Here is a 14,905-nt window from a genome sequence, read left to right as displayed (position 1 = left end):
TAAATTGTATTATCCGGTATTAGCCCCGGTTTCCCGGAGTTATCCCAAACTATAGGGCAGGTTGCCCACGTGTTACTCACCCGTCCGCCGCTAACCTTTCAAAAGCAAGCTTTTAAAAGATTCGCTCGACTTGCATGTATTAGGCACGCCGCCAGCGTTCGTCCTGAGCCAGGATCAAACTCTCCATAAAATGGTGAATTTGAGTTAAGCTCAAAATTCAAACTGGCATCATAATGATGTCCAAAATTTTGTTTCCATAATAGAAACTTTAATTCATTAACGTTTTGTTGTTCAGTTTTCAAGGTTCATATTTTTTACCATTTCTCAACAGCAACTTTTATATAATAACACAATCAACTTTCGATGTCAAGTGTTATTTTTTATTTTCTTTTTCAACAGTTTTATCTGTTTCAAAGGACAAGTAATAATATACTATATTAAAAAATAGATATCAAGCTTTTTTTATAAAAAACTTTTTAATTACTTTTAAATCCACAATAAACATAGTTATTCCAAGTAATACAATAATTCCACCAACGATTTGGGACGGCATAAGTTTTTCAGAAAAAATATAATACGCTAGAATTGCAGCCCCGATTGGTTCGAATAATACTGCGATTGAAATAACATTTGTACTAACCCATTTAATAGCCCAATTAAATAACGTATGTCCTAATAAGTTTGGAACAATTGCAAGCAATAAGAACAATACCCAGTTCATCGTTGAATATGGACCAAATGATTCTCCTTTTAATAGTACATAAAAAAATAACACAACTGTACTAATTGTATAGACAACCATCGTATATGTAATTAATGATATTCTTTTTCTTACCTCTTGTCCAAATAATAAATATGCAGTAATTAAGGCACAAGCAATGAGCGCAAGCATATCTCCATATAAAGCTACACCACTCACTTGAAAATCTCCCCAACTTATTAGAAAACTTCCTATAATTGCAATTAAACCAGAAATGATTGTTTTTGCTGAAAGCGGTTCTTTAAAGAAAAAATATGTTCCTACAATTGCAAATAAAGGTTGTAGAGTGACTAATACCGTTGAACTAGCAACAGAAGTATAATTCAATGATTCAAACCAAAGGATAAAATGGAACGCTAAAAATATCCCTGCTATAGAAGAAAATAACCAATCTTTTTTTGTTATTAAGCTTAACTCATTTACATATTTCATAAAAAAGATAGGGCTCATTATTAAAACTGAGAACAACATTCGATAAAAAGCAATTACTCCTGCATCTGCTTCTGCTAACTTAACTAATATTGCAGATAAAGAAATAGAAATAACCCCTATTATTATCGGAATATATGGATGAATCGATGGTTTATTCATTTATTGTCGTCCCCAATCATAAAATAATTCCTTAACTTAAAAGAAAGAAAGCTTATCCATCTATTTTGTCAAATTTCATGAAAGTTGGCAATATTTAATAGGGGGAATTTAACATGCATTTAATTACTATTGATACTTTTTCCCTTGAAGTGCTAATTAAACTACTAATTGCTGCCTTTTTAAGTTTAATCATTGGGATTGAGCGCGAATTAAAAAAGAAGCCTGTTGGATTAAAAACCAGTCTTGTTATTTCTACTTTTAGTTGTCTATTAACAATTATTTCGACCGATACTGCGTATAATGTACCTTCTCGGGAGGATATTAATATTACACTCGATCCACTTCGTTTAGCTGCGCAAATTGTAAGTGGTATTGGATTTTTAGGAGCGGGGGTAATTTTAAGAAAAGGTAATGACAGTATAACTGGTTTAACTACCGCAGCAATGATTTGGGGTGCAGCTGGAATCGGAATTGCAGTCGGTGCTGGTTTTTATATCCAAGCATTCCTCACAGTAGTTATCGTCGTTATCGGTATAGAGGTTATTGCACCACTGTTATGGAAAGTTGGCCCCAAACGTTTACGTATGAGAGAAATCTCCATTAAAGTTCAATTAATCGACCAAGAAAATATTAAAAGCTTACTAAATTTTATGAAAGAAAATGACATGTATATAGACAATATACGAATTAGAGATGTTCAATCAGCAACAGAACAGTTAGTTTATGAAGTGGATATTAAATTTTCCATTTTATTGAAAGTTGATACATTTTCATTATATAGTTTACTTCATTCATTACCTTATATAAAAAACATTGAAATAGAAATCTTAGCTTAATTGGAGGATATTTTATGGGTGAGATCTTTAAATTACTTAAAGGTGGTAACAAACCATCTTTAATGGCAGCATTAGTTAATTTACTTTTAGGTACCCTTAAGGGTGCAGCATATTTCTTCACAGGTAACGTTGCTATGTTTGCAGAAATGATGCACTCCCTCGGTGACTCAGCCAACCAGTTTTTTGTTTTTATTGGGTCTGCGCTTTCTAAGAAGGCTCCGACTAAAAGGTATCCGAATGGCTTTGGTCGTGTAGTCAATTTAGTTTGTTTAGGAGCTGTCTTAATTGTTGCTATCCTTTCATATGAAACTGTAAAAGAAGGTTGGCATCATTTTTTACATCCTGCTGAAAGCTCAGAAGGTATGTTTATTGCTTTAGGTGTTTTAGCGATTGGTTTTATATTAGAAGCATTTGTACTTCATAAAGCTGCTAAAGAAGTTCTTCATGAAGTAGGTAAAGAGCATGCAGGTTTAATGGCTATACCTAAATCGGTTGCCTACTTGAACCGCGCAAAACCCGCAACGAAGCTTGTTTGGATGGAAGACTTAGTTGCAACAAGTGGTAATATCCTAGCATTTTTAGCGATTATTATCGCATACTTTACTGGGTTTTATGCACTTGAAGGATTAATCTCTATAGTTATTGGTATTATGATGTTTTATGTCGTAGGCCGAGTATTCCTAGATAATGCTCGTGGTGCGATTGGGGAAACAGACGAAGAAATGTTAGTTCATATCGGCAATTTAGTAATGGAAGATCCACATGTTACAGATATTCAACGTTTAGAAGTAGTAAAAGAAGGAGAATTTTTACACGTTGAGTTAATCGCTGAAACTGATCCAAATCAATCTTTAGCATATTTAGATGATGTGAGGGATCATTTAAAAGACTTAATTCTAAGTCAAAAGGGTGTAAATAAAGTTACTATTGCATTTGATGAAGAAGATGGTATTACAGAATGGAAACATTATAAGACAAAAGATAATTTAGATAGCGATCGAAAAGAAAGTTTCTAATCTTCCCTCAAAATGAACACCTAAAGAAAAAGGAGTAGCTTGAAAGATTTGTTTTCAAGCTACTCTCTTTTTTATAAAGACATCTCTAAAATTTTTCTTACATCTTCAGCTTGAAGTACTTTAAATACTCCAAGAGGTCTAGCCATCGCTTTTTCAACAAGTAAATCTAATTTTGAATCATCAATTTTATAATCCGCTAATCGACTTGGTGCACCAATAGAGATCCAAAACTCACTTAGACGATTGATACCTTCGTGTGCAATTTCCTCAGCAGTCTTCCCTTCCGGATTAACTCCGAATACTCTAGTTGCTAATTGTGCGAAACGTTCTGGATTTACATGAACATTATGTCTCATCCAATTAGGGAATAAAATTGCCAAACCTCCACCATGAGGAATATCATAAACAGCAGAAACTGCATGCTCAATATCATGTGTCGCCCAATCTCCAGTTGACCCCATCGATAAGAATGTATTTAATGCAATTGTTCCTGAAAGTAAAATTGTTTCTCGCAGTTCATAGTTTTCTAAATCATTTACTAATTTAGGTGCAGTTGCAATAACTGTTCTAAGTACTCCTTCGCACATTTCATCAGTTACCGGTGTATTTGTTGCATTGTGGAAATATTGTTCAAACACATGAGACATCATATCAACTATGCCATATACCGTTTGGTTTAGAGGTAAAGTAAATGTATATGTTGGATCTAGAATTGAAAATTTAGGAAATACATACGGACTTCCCCAACCATACTTCTCCATCGTTTCTTCATTTGTAATTACAGAACCAGCGTTCATCTCTGAACCGGTAGCAGCAATTGTTAAAATCGTTCCAAGTGGAAGTGCGTCTTTTACTTCTATTTTATGAATAACGATGTTCCATGGATCTTCATCAATTTTCGCTCCGGCAACTATTAGCTTAGAACAATCAATTACCGAACCTCCACCTACAGCTAGTACAAAATCAATACCTTCTTTTTTACAGATTTCAATTCCTTTACGCGCTGTAGCTACACGTGGATTTGGTTCTACACCACTTAGTTCAAACACTTTCATATTTAACTTTTCTAAAATGGTCATTACTTCATTATATAAACCATTTCTTTTAATACTTCCCCCACCATAAACAACTAGTATTTTATCGCCATATTTCGGGAGTTCTTTTTCCAATGCAGAAATTTGACCTTTCCCAAAGTGTAGTCGAACTGGATTATAAAATGTAAATTCATTCATTTTGTATTACATCCTCTCTCTAAATTAAAACACAACATACATAGCATTCCCCAATAATAAAAAAGGCTATGTAAAAGAGCTTGATTTTTCTCTTTTACATAACCTTTATATTATAGTATTATACCCAACCACGGAAACGAGAAGCTTCTGCTGTACGACGAACTCCTACCATGTATGCTGCTAAACGCATATTAATATTGCGTGTTGTTGCAGTTGTATATACATTTTCAAAAGCTTCAACCATTTTTTGATATAACTTTTCTGCTACTTCTTCTTCCGACCAGTAGTATCCCATGTTATTTTGAACCCACTCAAAATAAGATACTGTTACGCCACCAGCAGATGCTAATACGTCTGGCACTAAAAGAATTCCGCGCTCAGTTAAAATCTTAGTAGCTTCTGCAGTTGTAGGTCCATTAGCTGCTTCTACCAGTATTTTCGCTTTAATATCATGGGCATTTTCAGCAGTAATTTGGTTTTCAATAGCTGCTGGAACTAAAATGTCACATTCAAGTTCTAATAACTCTTTATTTGTAATTGTATTTTCAAATAGTGTTGTAACTGTCCCAAAGCTATCACGGCGATCTAGTAAATAGTCAATATCTAATCCTTCTGGATCATGAAGGGCACCATAAGCATCAGAAATTCCAATTACTTTCGCACCTAAGTCACTCATAAATTTCGCTAAGAAGCTCCCTGCATTCCCAAAACCTTGAATAACGACACGAGCTCCTTTTATGTCAATGCCACGTTTTTTCGCAGCTTCTTGAATAACAATTGTTACACCTTGAGCTGTTGCACGATCTCGACCTTGTGAACCACCTAATACGATAGGTTTTCCTGTAATGAAACCTGGTGAGTTGAATTCGTCCATTCGGCTATACTCGTCCATCATCCATGCCATAATTTGCGCATTCGTAAATACGTCTGGAGCAGGAATATCTTTTGTCGGTCCAACAATTTGACTAATTGCTCGAACATAACCACGACTTAATCTTTCTAGCTCTCCCATAGACATTGTACGCGGATCACAGATGATACCACCTTTACCTCCACCATAAGGAAGGTCAACAATACCACATTTTAGAGTCATCCACATTGAAAGGGCTTTCACTTCGTCCTCATTTACACCTGGATGGAAACGAACTCCACCTTTAGTAGGTCCAACCGCATCGCTATGCTGTGCACGATATGCTGTAAATACTTTAGTAGTACCATCATCCATTTTCACTGGGATACGTACATGTAACATACGAAGTGGTTCCTTAAGTAAATCATACATCGCTTCATCATAACCAAGCTTATTTAGTGCTTCTTTAATAACATCTTGTGTAGATGTAAGAAGGTTTAGATTCTCAGACATTTAAATTCGCCTCATCATTCATATAATATTTAATGTCGCAAATATTGTAACATATATTGCCACATTTTTGGATTTTAATATACAACAATGTACTATCATTTCTTTAGATATATTATTAAGTAAATACTATTAAATATTTTCGTTATAAAAATCTTTCAATATGATTTATTCTTTGGCAAATTGCACTTGGAATTTCTGTATTTGTTCATATTTATATAATTTAAAAATGGGTTGAACCGTTACTATTTTCCGCTGAAAATTTCAATTCTATACGTTAAAAGAAAGAACGAAAAAAAAGGATATCTCAAACAAGATACCCTCTTTTTATATGCTTTCTTAATGGCCCGATTGTTCAATCCAATCTTGTAATTTGTCTCTTAAAGACTTAAAACCATTTGCATCGTTTTCATTCACACGATCTTGCAATGATTTCCTTGGTTGAACATCCTTCTTTTTTTGAACAGGTGCTTCTTGTAGTGCACGGGTGGATAAACTAATCTTTTCTGATGTTTCATCAATTTCTAAAATTTTCACTTGAATTACATCACCGATTTTTAAATAATCTTCAATATCCTTTACAAAACCGTATGTGATTTCTGATATATGGACTAGTCCTTGTGTTTCGTCATCCAACGCAATGAATGCTCCATATGGTTGAATTCCAGTTACCTTTCCCGCTACTACTTCACCTACTTCGTATTTTTTTGTCATAAAGAATTTCCTACTTTCTACTTCTTACGTAAATGTCATGTTAAATTATAACATACAGTAGTGTTTATGAACAAAAATTCATTTCCATTTGAAGAAATATTCCAAAATCTTTTGCAATAATAAAAGGAAATACGAATAGGGTGTCTCAAAGCAAATTACACTTTAATGACACCCTATGATCTGTCCCTATAGACATTCACTTTGAAATAATTAGCGTCTGTCTAACACAAGTTTTTAATACAAATCAATTCTATATTGAAGCTAAACAATACATTTCGCTTCAAATTTAATGGCTATTAATTTATAAGAAATGTCAACGCACTCTTCAAATGGAATCCATTGTTCAAATGAATGCTCGTAAACGACTCGGATTACATTTGCTAGCTTTGTAGGGTCATCAATACCTTGAAGAGCAGCAACTACATCTGCTGATTCAGTATCATAATTTTCTTCACCTATATTAAAAGGATCCCATTGTTGTAAAGTTTTTAGAGCTTTTTGATTCATCAAAATATTGTCCATTTTTTCACCCGATTACACTATTATACTTATTTAATATGGTATCATAGTTAATAGAAATAACAAGGAAATGAGTGATAGATTTGAATTTTGATGTACTTCATGATAGAAGAAATACGCATTCATTAAAATGGGATCAGTTTAAAGACCGCATAAAAGCAAAGTATAATGTCCATGATGCAGATGACATATTACCAATGTGGGTTGCAGATATGGATTTTGCAATACCTCAAGTTATTACAGATGCAATTAAAGAAAGATTGGATCACCCAATTTTTGGTTACTCTTATGTGAGCGACGCATGTAAACAGGCTATTAATGATTGGCATGAAAAACGATACAATTGGTCTATAGATCCAAAATCTATACTGTTTCACCAAGGTGTTGTTCCTGCTATCGCTACAATTATTGAAACGTTCACAGAACCAGGAGATAAGATTGGTATTTCAACACCTGTTTACCCAGCTTTCTTTAACATTCCGAAAGCACAAAAAAGAGAAGTAATTACTTGTGATTTGGTAGATAGTGAAAATGGTTATGAATATGATTTTGTTGCCTTAGAGGAAACATTTAAATCCGGTATAAAAGTGTACATTCTATGTAGCCCACATAACCCAGGTGGAGTAGTTTGGTCTCAAAATGACTTAGAAAAACTAGTACAATTATGTATTAAATACGATGTTCTTCTTATATCAGATGAAATTCACGCAGACATCGTCTTTGATGGTTATAAACATATTCCTACATTAACTATTAAAGATGCTGACAAAGCAAAAATAGTTACTTGTATTGCTCCAACAAAAACATTTAACATTGCAGGTATTCACGCAGCAATGATGGTAGTTCCGAACGATTCTTTACGAATTAAACTAACTCAAAACTTACAAGCTCATGGACTTGGTGAAATAAACCTATTAGCTTCTGCAGGTGTTCAAGCTGCATACGAAAAAGGTGAAGATTGGTTAGAAGCAATGACCCAATATATTTCGAAAAATATGGACTACGTGGTTGAAGAGTTAAATAAGCTAGATGGTATTTCTGTAACAAAACCAAACGCTACCTACCTCGTATGGATTGATTATCGAAAAACTGGTATTTCTGAAGATGAAATGATGCAACGTTTACTTGTAAAAGGAAGACTTGCTATCGAACCAGGTACAAAATATGAAGAAGCTGGTAGAGGTTACTTACGTATGAATGTAGCTTGCCCGTTTGAAACTGTTAAAGACGGAGTAGAAAGATTCAAAAAAGCATTATCTTAATATAACAAAAAGAGCAAGGAGATTTAATTCTCTTTGCTCTTTTTGTTATATTTTTGAAAATACTTTTATTATTTCCCCTTTCAATAACAATTCTTATTATTTATAATTATGATAACTATTATCTATTTTTTTAATAGTAGAAATATTAAAGATACTTAAATGGGGTGTGCTCTTGTTGTAAAGAATTCGATACAACAACACATTATGGCAAAAAAATCATTAAAATTTAAAATGTTTTTATTTTCATTCATCATTGTTTTTTTCTCAATCCTTACGAGTGGTGCAATGATGATTCACAATATATCTGGCGCATTTGAAAAGGAGTTCGGGTCACGTGCAATTGCCATAGCAAGAACAGTATCCCAAATGACTGACATTCAAGATTCCGTTGGAACGGAAGAAGGCTTTGAAGTAATCCAACCGATTGCAGAACGGATTCGACTTGCTACTGATGTTGACTATATCGTTGTATTTGATATGGAAGGCGTACGATATTCTCATCCTTCAGAAAGTAAAATAGGTACTGTCTTTGAGGAAGCAGAAAATAATGCAGCTATGTCTCAACATGAATACATTTCAAAAGCCATCGGTGTTCAAGGTCATTCCATACGTGCGTTTGTCCCTATTATGAATAGTGCAGCAACAGAACAAGTAGGTGTAATTAATGTTGGAATTCTCTCCCCTACTTGGTTTCATTTGTTGTCATATTATCATACAGATTTAATCATTTCTTTGTTTTGGGGATTATTAGTAGGGATCATTGGAGCAATCATCTTAGCAAACCATATTAAAAAACAAACTTTGAATTTAGAACCTTATCAAATTGCACGGATTGTTCAAGAACGTTCAGCTATTATGCAAGCAATGGATGTAGGTATTCTAGCAACAGATGCTAAAGGGAAGATTACATTTATAAACAGAATTGCTAGGCAGTATACACATTTCTTTGAAAAAAATGGTACCCTGCAAGAAATATTTCATAATACATGGCTCGCTGAAAAAAAGATTGAGAAACACGAAAATTACAGACCATTATTACTTTTTGATCAAATGTACTTAGTGCGTACATTTCCAATTTTAATTCAAGACAAAAATGCTGGTTATTTAATAATGATTACGAATCGACAGGAAGCACACACATTAGCAGAAGAGCTAACAGGTATTAAAACACTAGTAGATACATTAAGAGCTCAACATCACGAATTTTTAAATCGTTTGCATAGTATTGCAGGTCTCATTCAACTCGAACGAAATGAAGATGCTCTTAGCCTAATTATAGACGAAATCACCGATGAAGAGGATGTAATTCAAAGATTACGTGACAAAATCCTTATCTACTCGATCCAAGGATTGCTTTTAGGTAAACATTCTCGCGCTAAGGAACTTGGTGTTCATTTAACGCTAGATGAAGATTCTTATTTCCTTGATTTTATGACGGGATTTTCAAGCGGCGATATAGTTACGATTATCGGTAATTTAATAGATAATGCGATGGAAGCTTGTTTAACGAAAGAAACACGTGATGTAAATATATTAATCCAAGGCGATCAACACTTCCTATATATAGAAGTTCAAGACAGTGGTAAGGGAATCGAAGGTGAACCAGAGAAAATTTTTGAATACGGATTTACTACAAAAAAACAAAATGGACATGGGATCGGTTTAGCATTGGTAAAACAAATCGTTGAATCAAACAAAGGTTCCATTCAAATTGTTTCAGAAGTAAATGTAGGTACGACGATAACTGTTACAGCTGGGGTGATGAAATGACAAACATATCAATTTTTATAGTTGAAGACGATCCAATGGTATTAGAAGTAAATAAAAGTTTTTTAAATCGATTGACAGGCTTTTCACTAATTGGTGAAGCACAGACTTATGAAGATGCATATAAACAAATTGCGAAGTCTAAGCCAAATTTAGTTCTCTTAGATATGTATTTACCCGATCGACCAGGTATAGATTTGTTACAAAAAATTAGGCATGAACAATTACCATGTGATGTCATTATGATAACAGCGGCAAGAGATGCAAAAACAATTCAAGACGTTATTCGTATGGGGGCATTTGACTATCTTATTAAACCTTTTCGATATGAACGTTTTCAAACAGCATTACAAAACTACGCTAATACACAAAAAAAATTAAGAAGTACATCAACTATTAAACAAGAAGATGTAGATGAATGGTTCGGTCATATACTTGAAGATGCTTCCCTTCCAAAAGGATTAAATGATCTTACTATGAAGCAAATACAAGATGGGCTAATCGATAATAATGGACCAATCACCTCTGAACAATTAGCTCAAAATGTTGGAATGGCCCGTGTAACAGTTCGAAAATATTTAGACTTTCTCGCTGGAAAAGGAAAAGTCCATATTGATTTAAAATATGGTACAGTGGGCAGACCAACAAAATATTATTCAATTAAATAATGATCAAAAGCTTATAAACTTCTAGTTTATAAGCTTTTTCTTTTGTTTTATAACAGGTTTATTAACCCTTCTTTGTTATATACCACAAAGACCAAAATGTTCATTAAGTTCATAATATTGTTCATTTTGTTTTTTTTATTACTATTAACTTATTCGTAAGTTTTGTAAGGAGGATTTGAATGAAACGAGTAGTTGGATTAATCATTCTATTTTTCCTTTTTACAATTCCATTTGTTTTACTCGTTTCGTTCCAATCTCATGATTATCCATATGATTATGAGCAGTTAAGTGAAGATGAACGGCTCGTCATACGATTTTCTCACGTTGTTGGTGAAGATACACCAAAAGGAATGGCTGCAAGGAAATTCGCTGAACTTGTGAAAGAACGTAGTAATGGATATATCGAAGTTCAAGTGTTCTCTAACGGAACTTTATATAAAGACGGCGAAGAAATGAATGCGCTTTCCCGTGGAGATATTCAGATGATTGCACCAGCGATTTCGAAACTCACAAATTATGTTCCCGAAATTTCAGTTTATGACTTACCGTTTGCTTTCCATTCTTTAGACGAAGTTCATGAATTCACAGATAGTGAAGCCGGTGAAATATTAACCGATCAACTAAAAGAACATAATCTATATGCCATCGGGCTTTGGGATAGCGGTTTTAAACAACTGAGCAACCGAATTCGACCGATCCAGCATTATGATGATTTAAAAAATTTAACGATGCGAATTATGCCTAGTGATATTTTAGCAAAACAGTTTACTGTTTTAGGTGCCTTTCCTAAGGAATATGATTTTAATGCGGTTTACTATGAACTTCAAAAAAAATCGGTAGACGGGCAAGAAAACACATTAACAAATATTACGAGCAAAAACTTTTATTCGCTACAAGATTATTTAACCATTAGTAATCATGGTTACCTTGGCTACTTCGTTCTATTTAACTTAGATTTTTGGAATAGTTTAGACAATGATGTGAAGCAACTATTAACTGATACATTTTTAGAAGTACAGCAGTGGGAATGGGAAATCACAAAGAAGTTAAACGATGAAACTCTACAAAAAATAGAGAATTGTCAATGCATAGAACTTCACTATTTAAGTGATGAAGATATAAATAGTTGGGAAGAAAAATTCAATCCTGTTTACGACTTTTATATTCGAAAATATGGAGACCAATTTATTAAAGAGCTTCCTAAGTTTCGGTCGGATACATAAACCTTGGTTATAAAGAGATTCAATCTCTTTTAACAATATATCTATCTATTTCTTTAAGGGGGACAAAAAAATGAAAAAGTGGTTATTGCTAACAATCATTAGTGCAATTGCACTTGTATTGGCAGCATGTGGTGGCGGTGGCGGCGCTAAATCTAGCGACGATTACACAAAAGAGAATCCATTAGTAATTAAATTCTCTCACGTTACAGCTATCGATAGTGTAAAAGGTAAATCTGCAGATTATTTTGCTAAATTAGTTGATGAAAAAACAGAAGGACGTGTAAAGGTTGAAGTTTACCCTTCTTCTCAATTGTACGGAGACGCTGATGAACTAGATGCTTTAATGTCAGGGAACGTACATATGATCGCTCCATCTGTAACAAAAATGGTTAAACTTGACCCACGTTGGCAATATGTTGACATGCCTTTCTTATTCCAAGACGCTGAGCATGTTCAAGCATTCTTTGATTCAGAAGTAGCACAAAGCTTATTTAACGCTGATGCTTTAGCTTCAAACGATATTATGGGTAAAGCTTTCTGGCCAAATGGATTTAAAAACTTCTCTTCTAACAAAAATCCATTAGTAAAACCTGAAGACTTCGCTGGTCAAAAATTCCGTGCTCAAGCAGGGAAAGTATTAGAAGCACAATTTAAAGCATTAAATGCTGGTTCAGCAACAATTTCTTTCGGTGAAACTTATGCAGCATTACAACAAGGTACAGTAGATGGTACTGAAAATCCACATAACAACTTCGACACAATGAAATTCTATGAAGTTCAAAAATACTATTCTACTTCTGCACATGGTCGTTTAGACTATGCAATCTTTGTTAACAAATCTTTCTGGGAATCTATGCCTGAAGATTTAGGAAAATTAGTTGATGAAGCACTTGCTGAAGCAACTACTTATGCACAAGGCTTAGCTGCAGATGAAAACGCTAAATCATTAGAGAAAATTAAATCAGTAGGTTCTGTTGAAGTTTACGAAATGTCACAAGAAGAACGTGACGTATTAAAAGAAGCAATGCAACCTGTTTACGACGAGTTCGCTGATGTAATTACTAAAGAATTACTTGATGGTATTGAAGCATTGAAAAAATAAAGAATGATTGTATGAGTGCCACTTGATGTGGCACTCCCTTCTTATATTTAATAACCCAAAAGGAAGTGAAATCTATGAAACTTTTAACCAAAGCTTGGACATTTCTTGAGGAAGTTTTAGCTGGAGTGTTCTTTTCCGTTGGTATTCTATTAATTTTTTATGGTGTAGTTATGCGTTATGTAATGAATGACCCTCAAGCTTGGGTTGAAGAAGTTGCACGGTATACGATTATATGGGGTGTATTTTTAGGTTTCGGTCTTGCACTAAAACACAATCAACATATTCAAGTAGATATTTTATACGATAAATTAAATAATACTGGTAAATTTATTATGAATTTAATAGCTACTGGATTAAGTATCGTTTTCTGTCTCATTTATACATATTACGGGTACGTTCTAGTAGAAAATCGCTTTGCTTCAGGAATGGTATCACTAGATGTAGGGATTCCTATGTGGATTGTTTACTTAATCTTACCGATCTCAGGTGTGCTATTCTTACTTCGCTTTATCGAAAGATTAGTGAACATTCTGCGTAGAAAGGGTGAAGAATATGCTAATCCTCTTAATTAGTTTCTTTGTACTATTATTTTTACGAGTACCTGTAGCAATTGGATTAGGACTTTCTACGATTTTTGTATTGTTTATGTCTGATTTCAATATGAACATGATGCCACAAAGAATATTCACTGCACTCGATTCGTTTCCAATGATGGCAATTCCAGGATTCGTTTTAGCTGGTATTATTATGGCTCGTGGTGGTATTTCTAAATATTTAATTGAAGCATTACGTTCTTGGGTTGGTCACCTTCCCGGTGGACTAGCGGTTGTTACGATTTTAGCCTGTGCTATTTTTGCAGCCATTTCAGGATCGTCTCCTGCAACTGCAGCTGCTATCGGTTCAATAATGATTCCTGCACTAATTGCAGGTGGGTATAGTAAACGTTATGCCCTTGGTCTTGTTGCAGCCGGTGGTACATTAGGGATATTAATTCCGCCAAGTGTACCGTTAATTATTTATGGTATTACATCTGAAGAGTCAATTGGTTCACTATTTATGGCAGGAGTTATTCCTGGCTTAGGTTTAACTGCGGTATTAGTTATTTCTGCAGTAGTTTATGCGAAGAGAAATGGATTTAAAGGTGATCAAAAAGCTAGCTGGGGTGAGCGTGGCCGTAAATCACTTAAAGCGATATGGGGAGCATTTTTACCAATCCTTATATTAGGTTCAATCTATTCTGGTGCAGTAACCCCAACAGAATCTGCAGTTATTGCTGTTGTGTATGGTATACTTGTATCAGCATTTATTTACCGTGAACTGAAACTAAAAGATCTACGTCATATTATCGTAGAGTCTGTTAACGTTACAGCAATGATTTTCCTTATTATCGGTGCAGCTTCATTATTCGGTTTATATTTGACAAACGCACAAGTTCCACAAGCGGTGGGTGCTTGGATTGCTGCAAGTGATTTGAACGTATGGATTTTCATGTTGATTGTTAACTTACTATTCTTTGTGTTAGGTATGTTCTTAGAAGCAGTTTCGATTATACTAATTACATTACCAATTCTATTACCTATCTTAGACCACTTTGGAATTAACTTATATCATTTTGCTATCATTATGGTAATCAACATGGAACTTGGTATGATTACTCCACCAGTTGGTCTTAACTTATTCGTGGTAAGTGGTATCGCAAAAGAAAAACTAGGGGTTGCTGTACGAGGGGTAATTCCGTTTATCATTTTAATGATCTTATGGTTAGTTGTTGTTATTCTATTCCCTCAATTATCTCTATGGCTACCTTCGCTTACAAATTCAAGCATTGTTAGTCCATAAAAAGTTGGTGAAAATT

Annotated in this window: 14 protein-coding genes and 1 rRNA gene; 9 read left to right on the top strand and 6 right to left on the bottom strand. The window is 34.1% G+C overall.

Going from position 1 to position 14,905, the window contains the following annotated elements; translation table 11 throughout:
* Together CRO45_RS12875 and CRO45_RS12870 are read right to left on the bottom strand one after the other, a co-directional pair.
* A 16S ribosomal RNA gene (locus CRO45_RS12875) occupies window positions 1-190 on the bottom strand; the annotation flags it as partial.
* Between the two features lie 261 nt (window positions 191-451).
* On the bottom strand, window positions 452-1,351 hold the full coding sequence (locus CRO45_RS12870) for a DMT family transporter (protein WP_097150054.1): 900 nt from the start codon (window positions 1,349-1,351) through the stop codon (window positions 452-454).
* A 113-nt stretch (window positions 1,352-1,464) separates the two neighbouring features.
* Here CRO45_RS12870 and CRO45_RS12865 point away from each other — a divergent pair, with 113 nt between their 5' ends.
* Window positions 1,465-2,187: an MgtC/SapB family protein gene (locus tag CRO45_RS12865; RefSeq protein ID WP_097150053.1), complete on the top strand. Its 723-nt coding sequence runs from the start codon at window positions 1,465-1,467 to the stop codon at window positions 2,185-2,187.
* Between the two features lie 14 nt (window positions 2,188-2,201).
* Complete coding sequence (locus tag CRO45_RS12860; RefSeq protein WP_097150052.1) at window positions 2,202-3,203, top strand: cation diffusion facilitator family transporter; 1,002 nt, start codon at window positions 2,202-2,204, stop codon at window positions 3,201-3,203.
* A 71-nt stretch (window positions 3,204-3,274) separates the two neighbouring features.
* Here CRO45_RS12860 and CRO45_RS12855 read toward each other — a convergent pair whose 3' ends face one another.
* The 4 genes from CRO45_RS12855 to CRO45_RS12840 all read right to left on the bottom strand — a co-directional run bounded on the left by CRO45_RS12855 (window position 3,275) and on the right by CRO45_RS12840 (window position 7,031).
* Window positions 3,275-4,435 (bottom strand): iron-containing alcohol dehydrogenase, encoded by a 1,161-nt coding sequence (locus CRO45_RS12855; RefSeq protein ID WP_097150051.1) that lies wholly within the window; start codon window positions 4,433-4,435, stop codon window positions 3,275-3,277.
* 118 nt (window positions 4,436-4,553) lie between these two features.
* Complete coding sequence (locus CRO45_RS12850; protein ID WP_097150050.1) at window positions 4,554-5,798, bottom strand: Glu/Leu/Phe/Val family dehydrogenase; 1,245 nt, start codon at window positions 5,796-5,798, stop codon at window positions 4,554-4,556.
* A gap of 336 nt (window positions 5,799-6,134) precedes the next feature.
* Window positions 6,135-6,509, bottom strand: coding sequence for a S1 domain-containing post-transcriptional regulator GSP13 (yugI, locus tag CRO45_RS12845; protein ID WP_097150049.1), 375 nt, complete (start codon window positions 6,507-6,509; stop codon window positions 6,135-6,137).
* Window positions 6,510-6,770: 261 nt separating this feature from the next.
* Window positions 6,771-7,031 (bottom strand): DUF1871 family protein, encoded by a 261-nt coding sequence (locus tag CRO45_RS12840; protein WP_097150048.1) that lies wholly within the window; start codon window positions 7,029-7,031, stop codon window positions 6,771-6,773.
* A gap of 71 nt (window positions 7,032-7,102) precedes the next feature.
* Here CRO45_RS12840 and CRO45_RS12835 point away from each other — a divergent pair, with 71 nt between their 5' ends.
* The 7 genes from CRO45_RS12835 (at window position 7,103) to CRO45_RS12805 (ending at window position 14,889) form a co-directional block, all read left to right on the top strand.
* Entirely contained in the window at window positions 7,103-8,290 is a 1,188-nt protein-coding gene (locus CRO45_RS12835) for a MalY/PatB family protein (protein ID WP_328588630.1), read from the top strand.
* Between the two features lie 288 nt (window positions 8,291-8,578).
* The gene (locus CRO45_RS12830) at window positions 8,579-10,060 is read left to right on the top strand and encodes an ATP-binding protein (protein ID WP_097150062.1); all 1,482 of its coding nucleotides are present in this window, start codon (window positions 8,579-8,581) and stop codon (window positions 10,058-10,060) included.
* On the top strand, window positions 10,057-10,725 hold the full coding sequence (locus CRO45_RS12825; protein ID WP_097150047.1) for a response regulator: 669 nt from the start codon (window positions 10,057-10,059) through the stop codon (window positions 10,723-10,725). The genes CRO45_RS12830 and CRO45_RS12825 overlap by 4 nt, the downstream gene beginning before the upstream one ends.
* Window positions 10,726-10,904: 179 nt before the next feature.
* Window positions 10,905-11,948: a DctP family TRAP transporter solute-binding subunit gene (locus CRO45_RS12820; protein WP_097150046.1), complete on the top strand. Its 1,044-nt coding sequence runs from the start codon at window positions 10,905-10,907 to the stop codon at window positions 11,946-11,948.
* A 70-nt stretch (window positions 11,949-12,018) separates the two neighbouring features.
* The gene (locus tag CRO45_RS12815) at window positions 12,019-13,050 is read left to right on the top strand and encodes a DctP family TRAP transporter solute-binding subunit (RefSeq protein ID WP_097150045.1); all 1,032 of its coding nucleotides are present in this window, start codon (window positions 12,019-12,021) and stop codon (window positions 13,048-13,050) included.
* Between the two features lie 74 nt (window positions 13,051-13,124).
* Window positions 13,125-13,622: a TRAP transporter small permease gene (locus tag CRO45_RS12810; protein ID WP_097150044.1), complete on the top strand. Its 498-nt coding sequence runs from the start codon at window positions 13,125-13,127 to the stop codon at window positions 13,620-13,622.
* The gene (locus tag CRO45_RS12805; protein ID WP_097150043.1) at window positions 13,603-14,889 is read left to right on the top strand and encodes a TRAP transporter large permease; all 1,287 of its coding nucleotides are present in this window, start codon (window positions 13,603-13,605) and stop codon (window positions 14,887-14,889) included. Before CRO45_RS12810 ends, CRO45_RS12805 begins: the two co-directional genes overlap by 20 nt.
* Window positions 14,890-14,905 lie beyond the last annotated feature (16 nt).

This window comes from Ureibacillus acetophenoni, from assembly GCF_900220965.1.
GTDB lineage: Bacteria > Bacillota > Bacilli > Bacillales_A > Planococcaceae > Ureibacillus > Ureibacillus acetophenoni.
The sequence above is the reverse complement of the archived record's forward strand: the minus strand, read 5'-3'. Positions and strand labels throughout refer to the sequence as shown.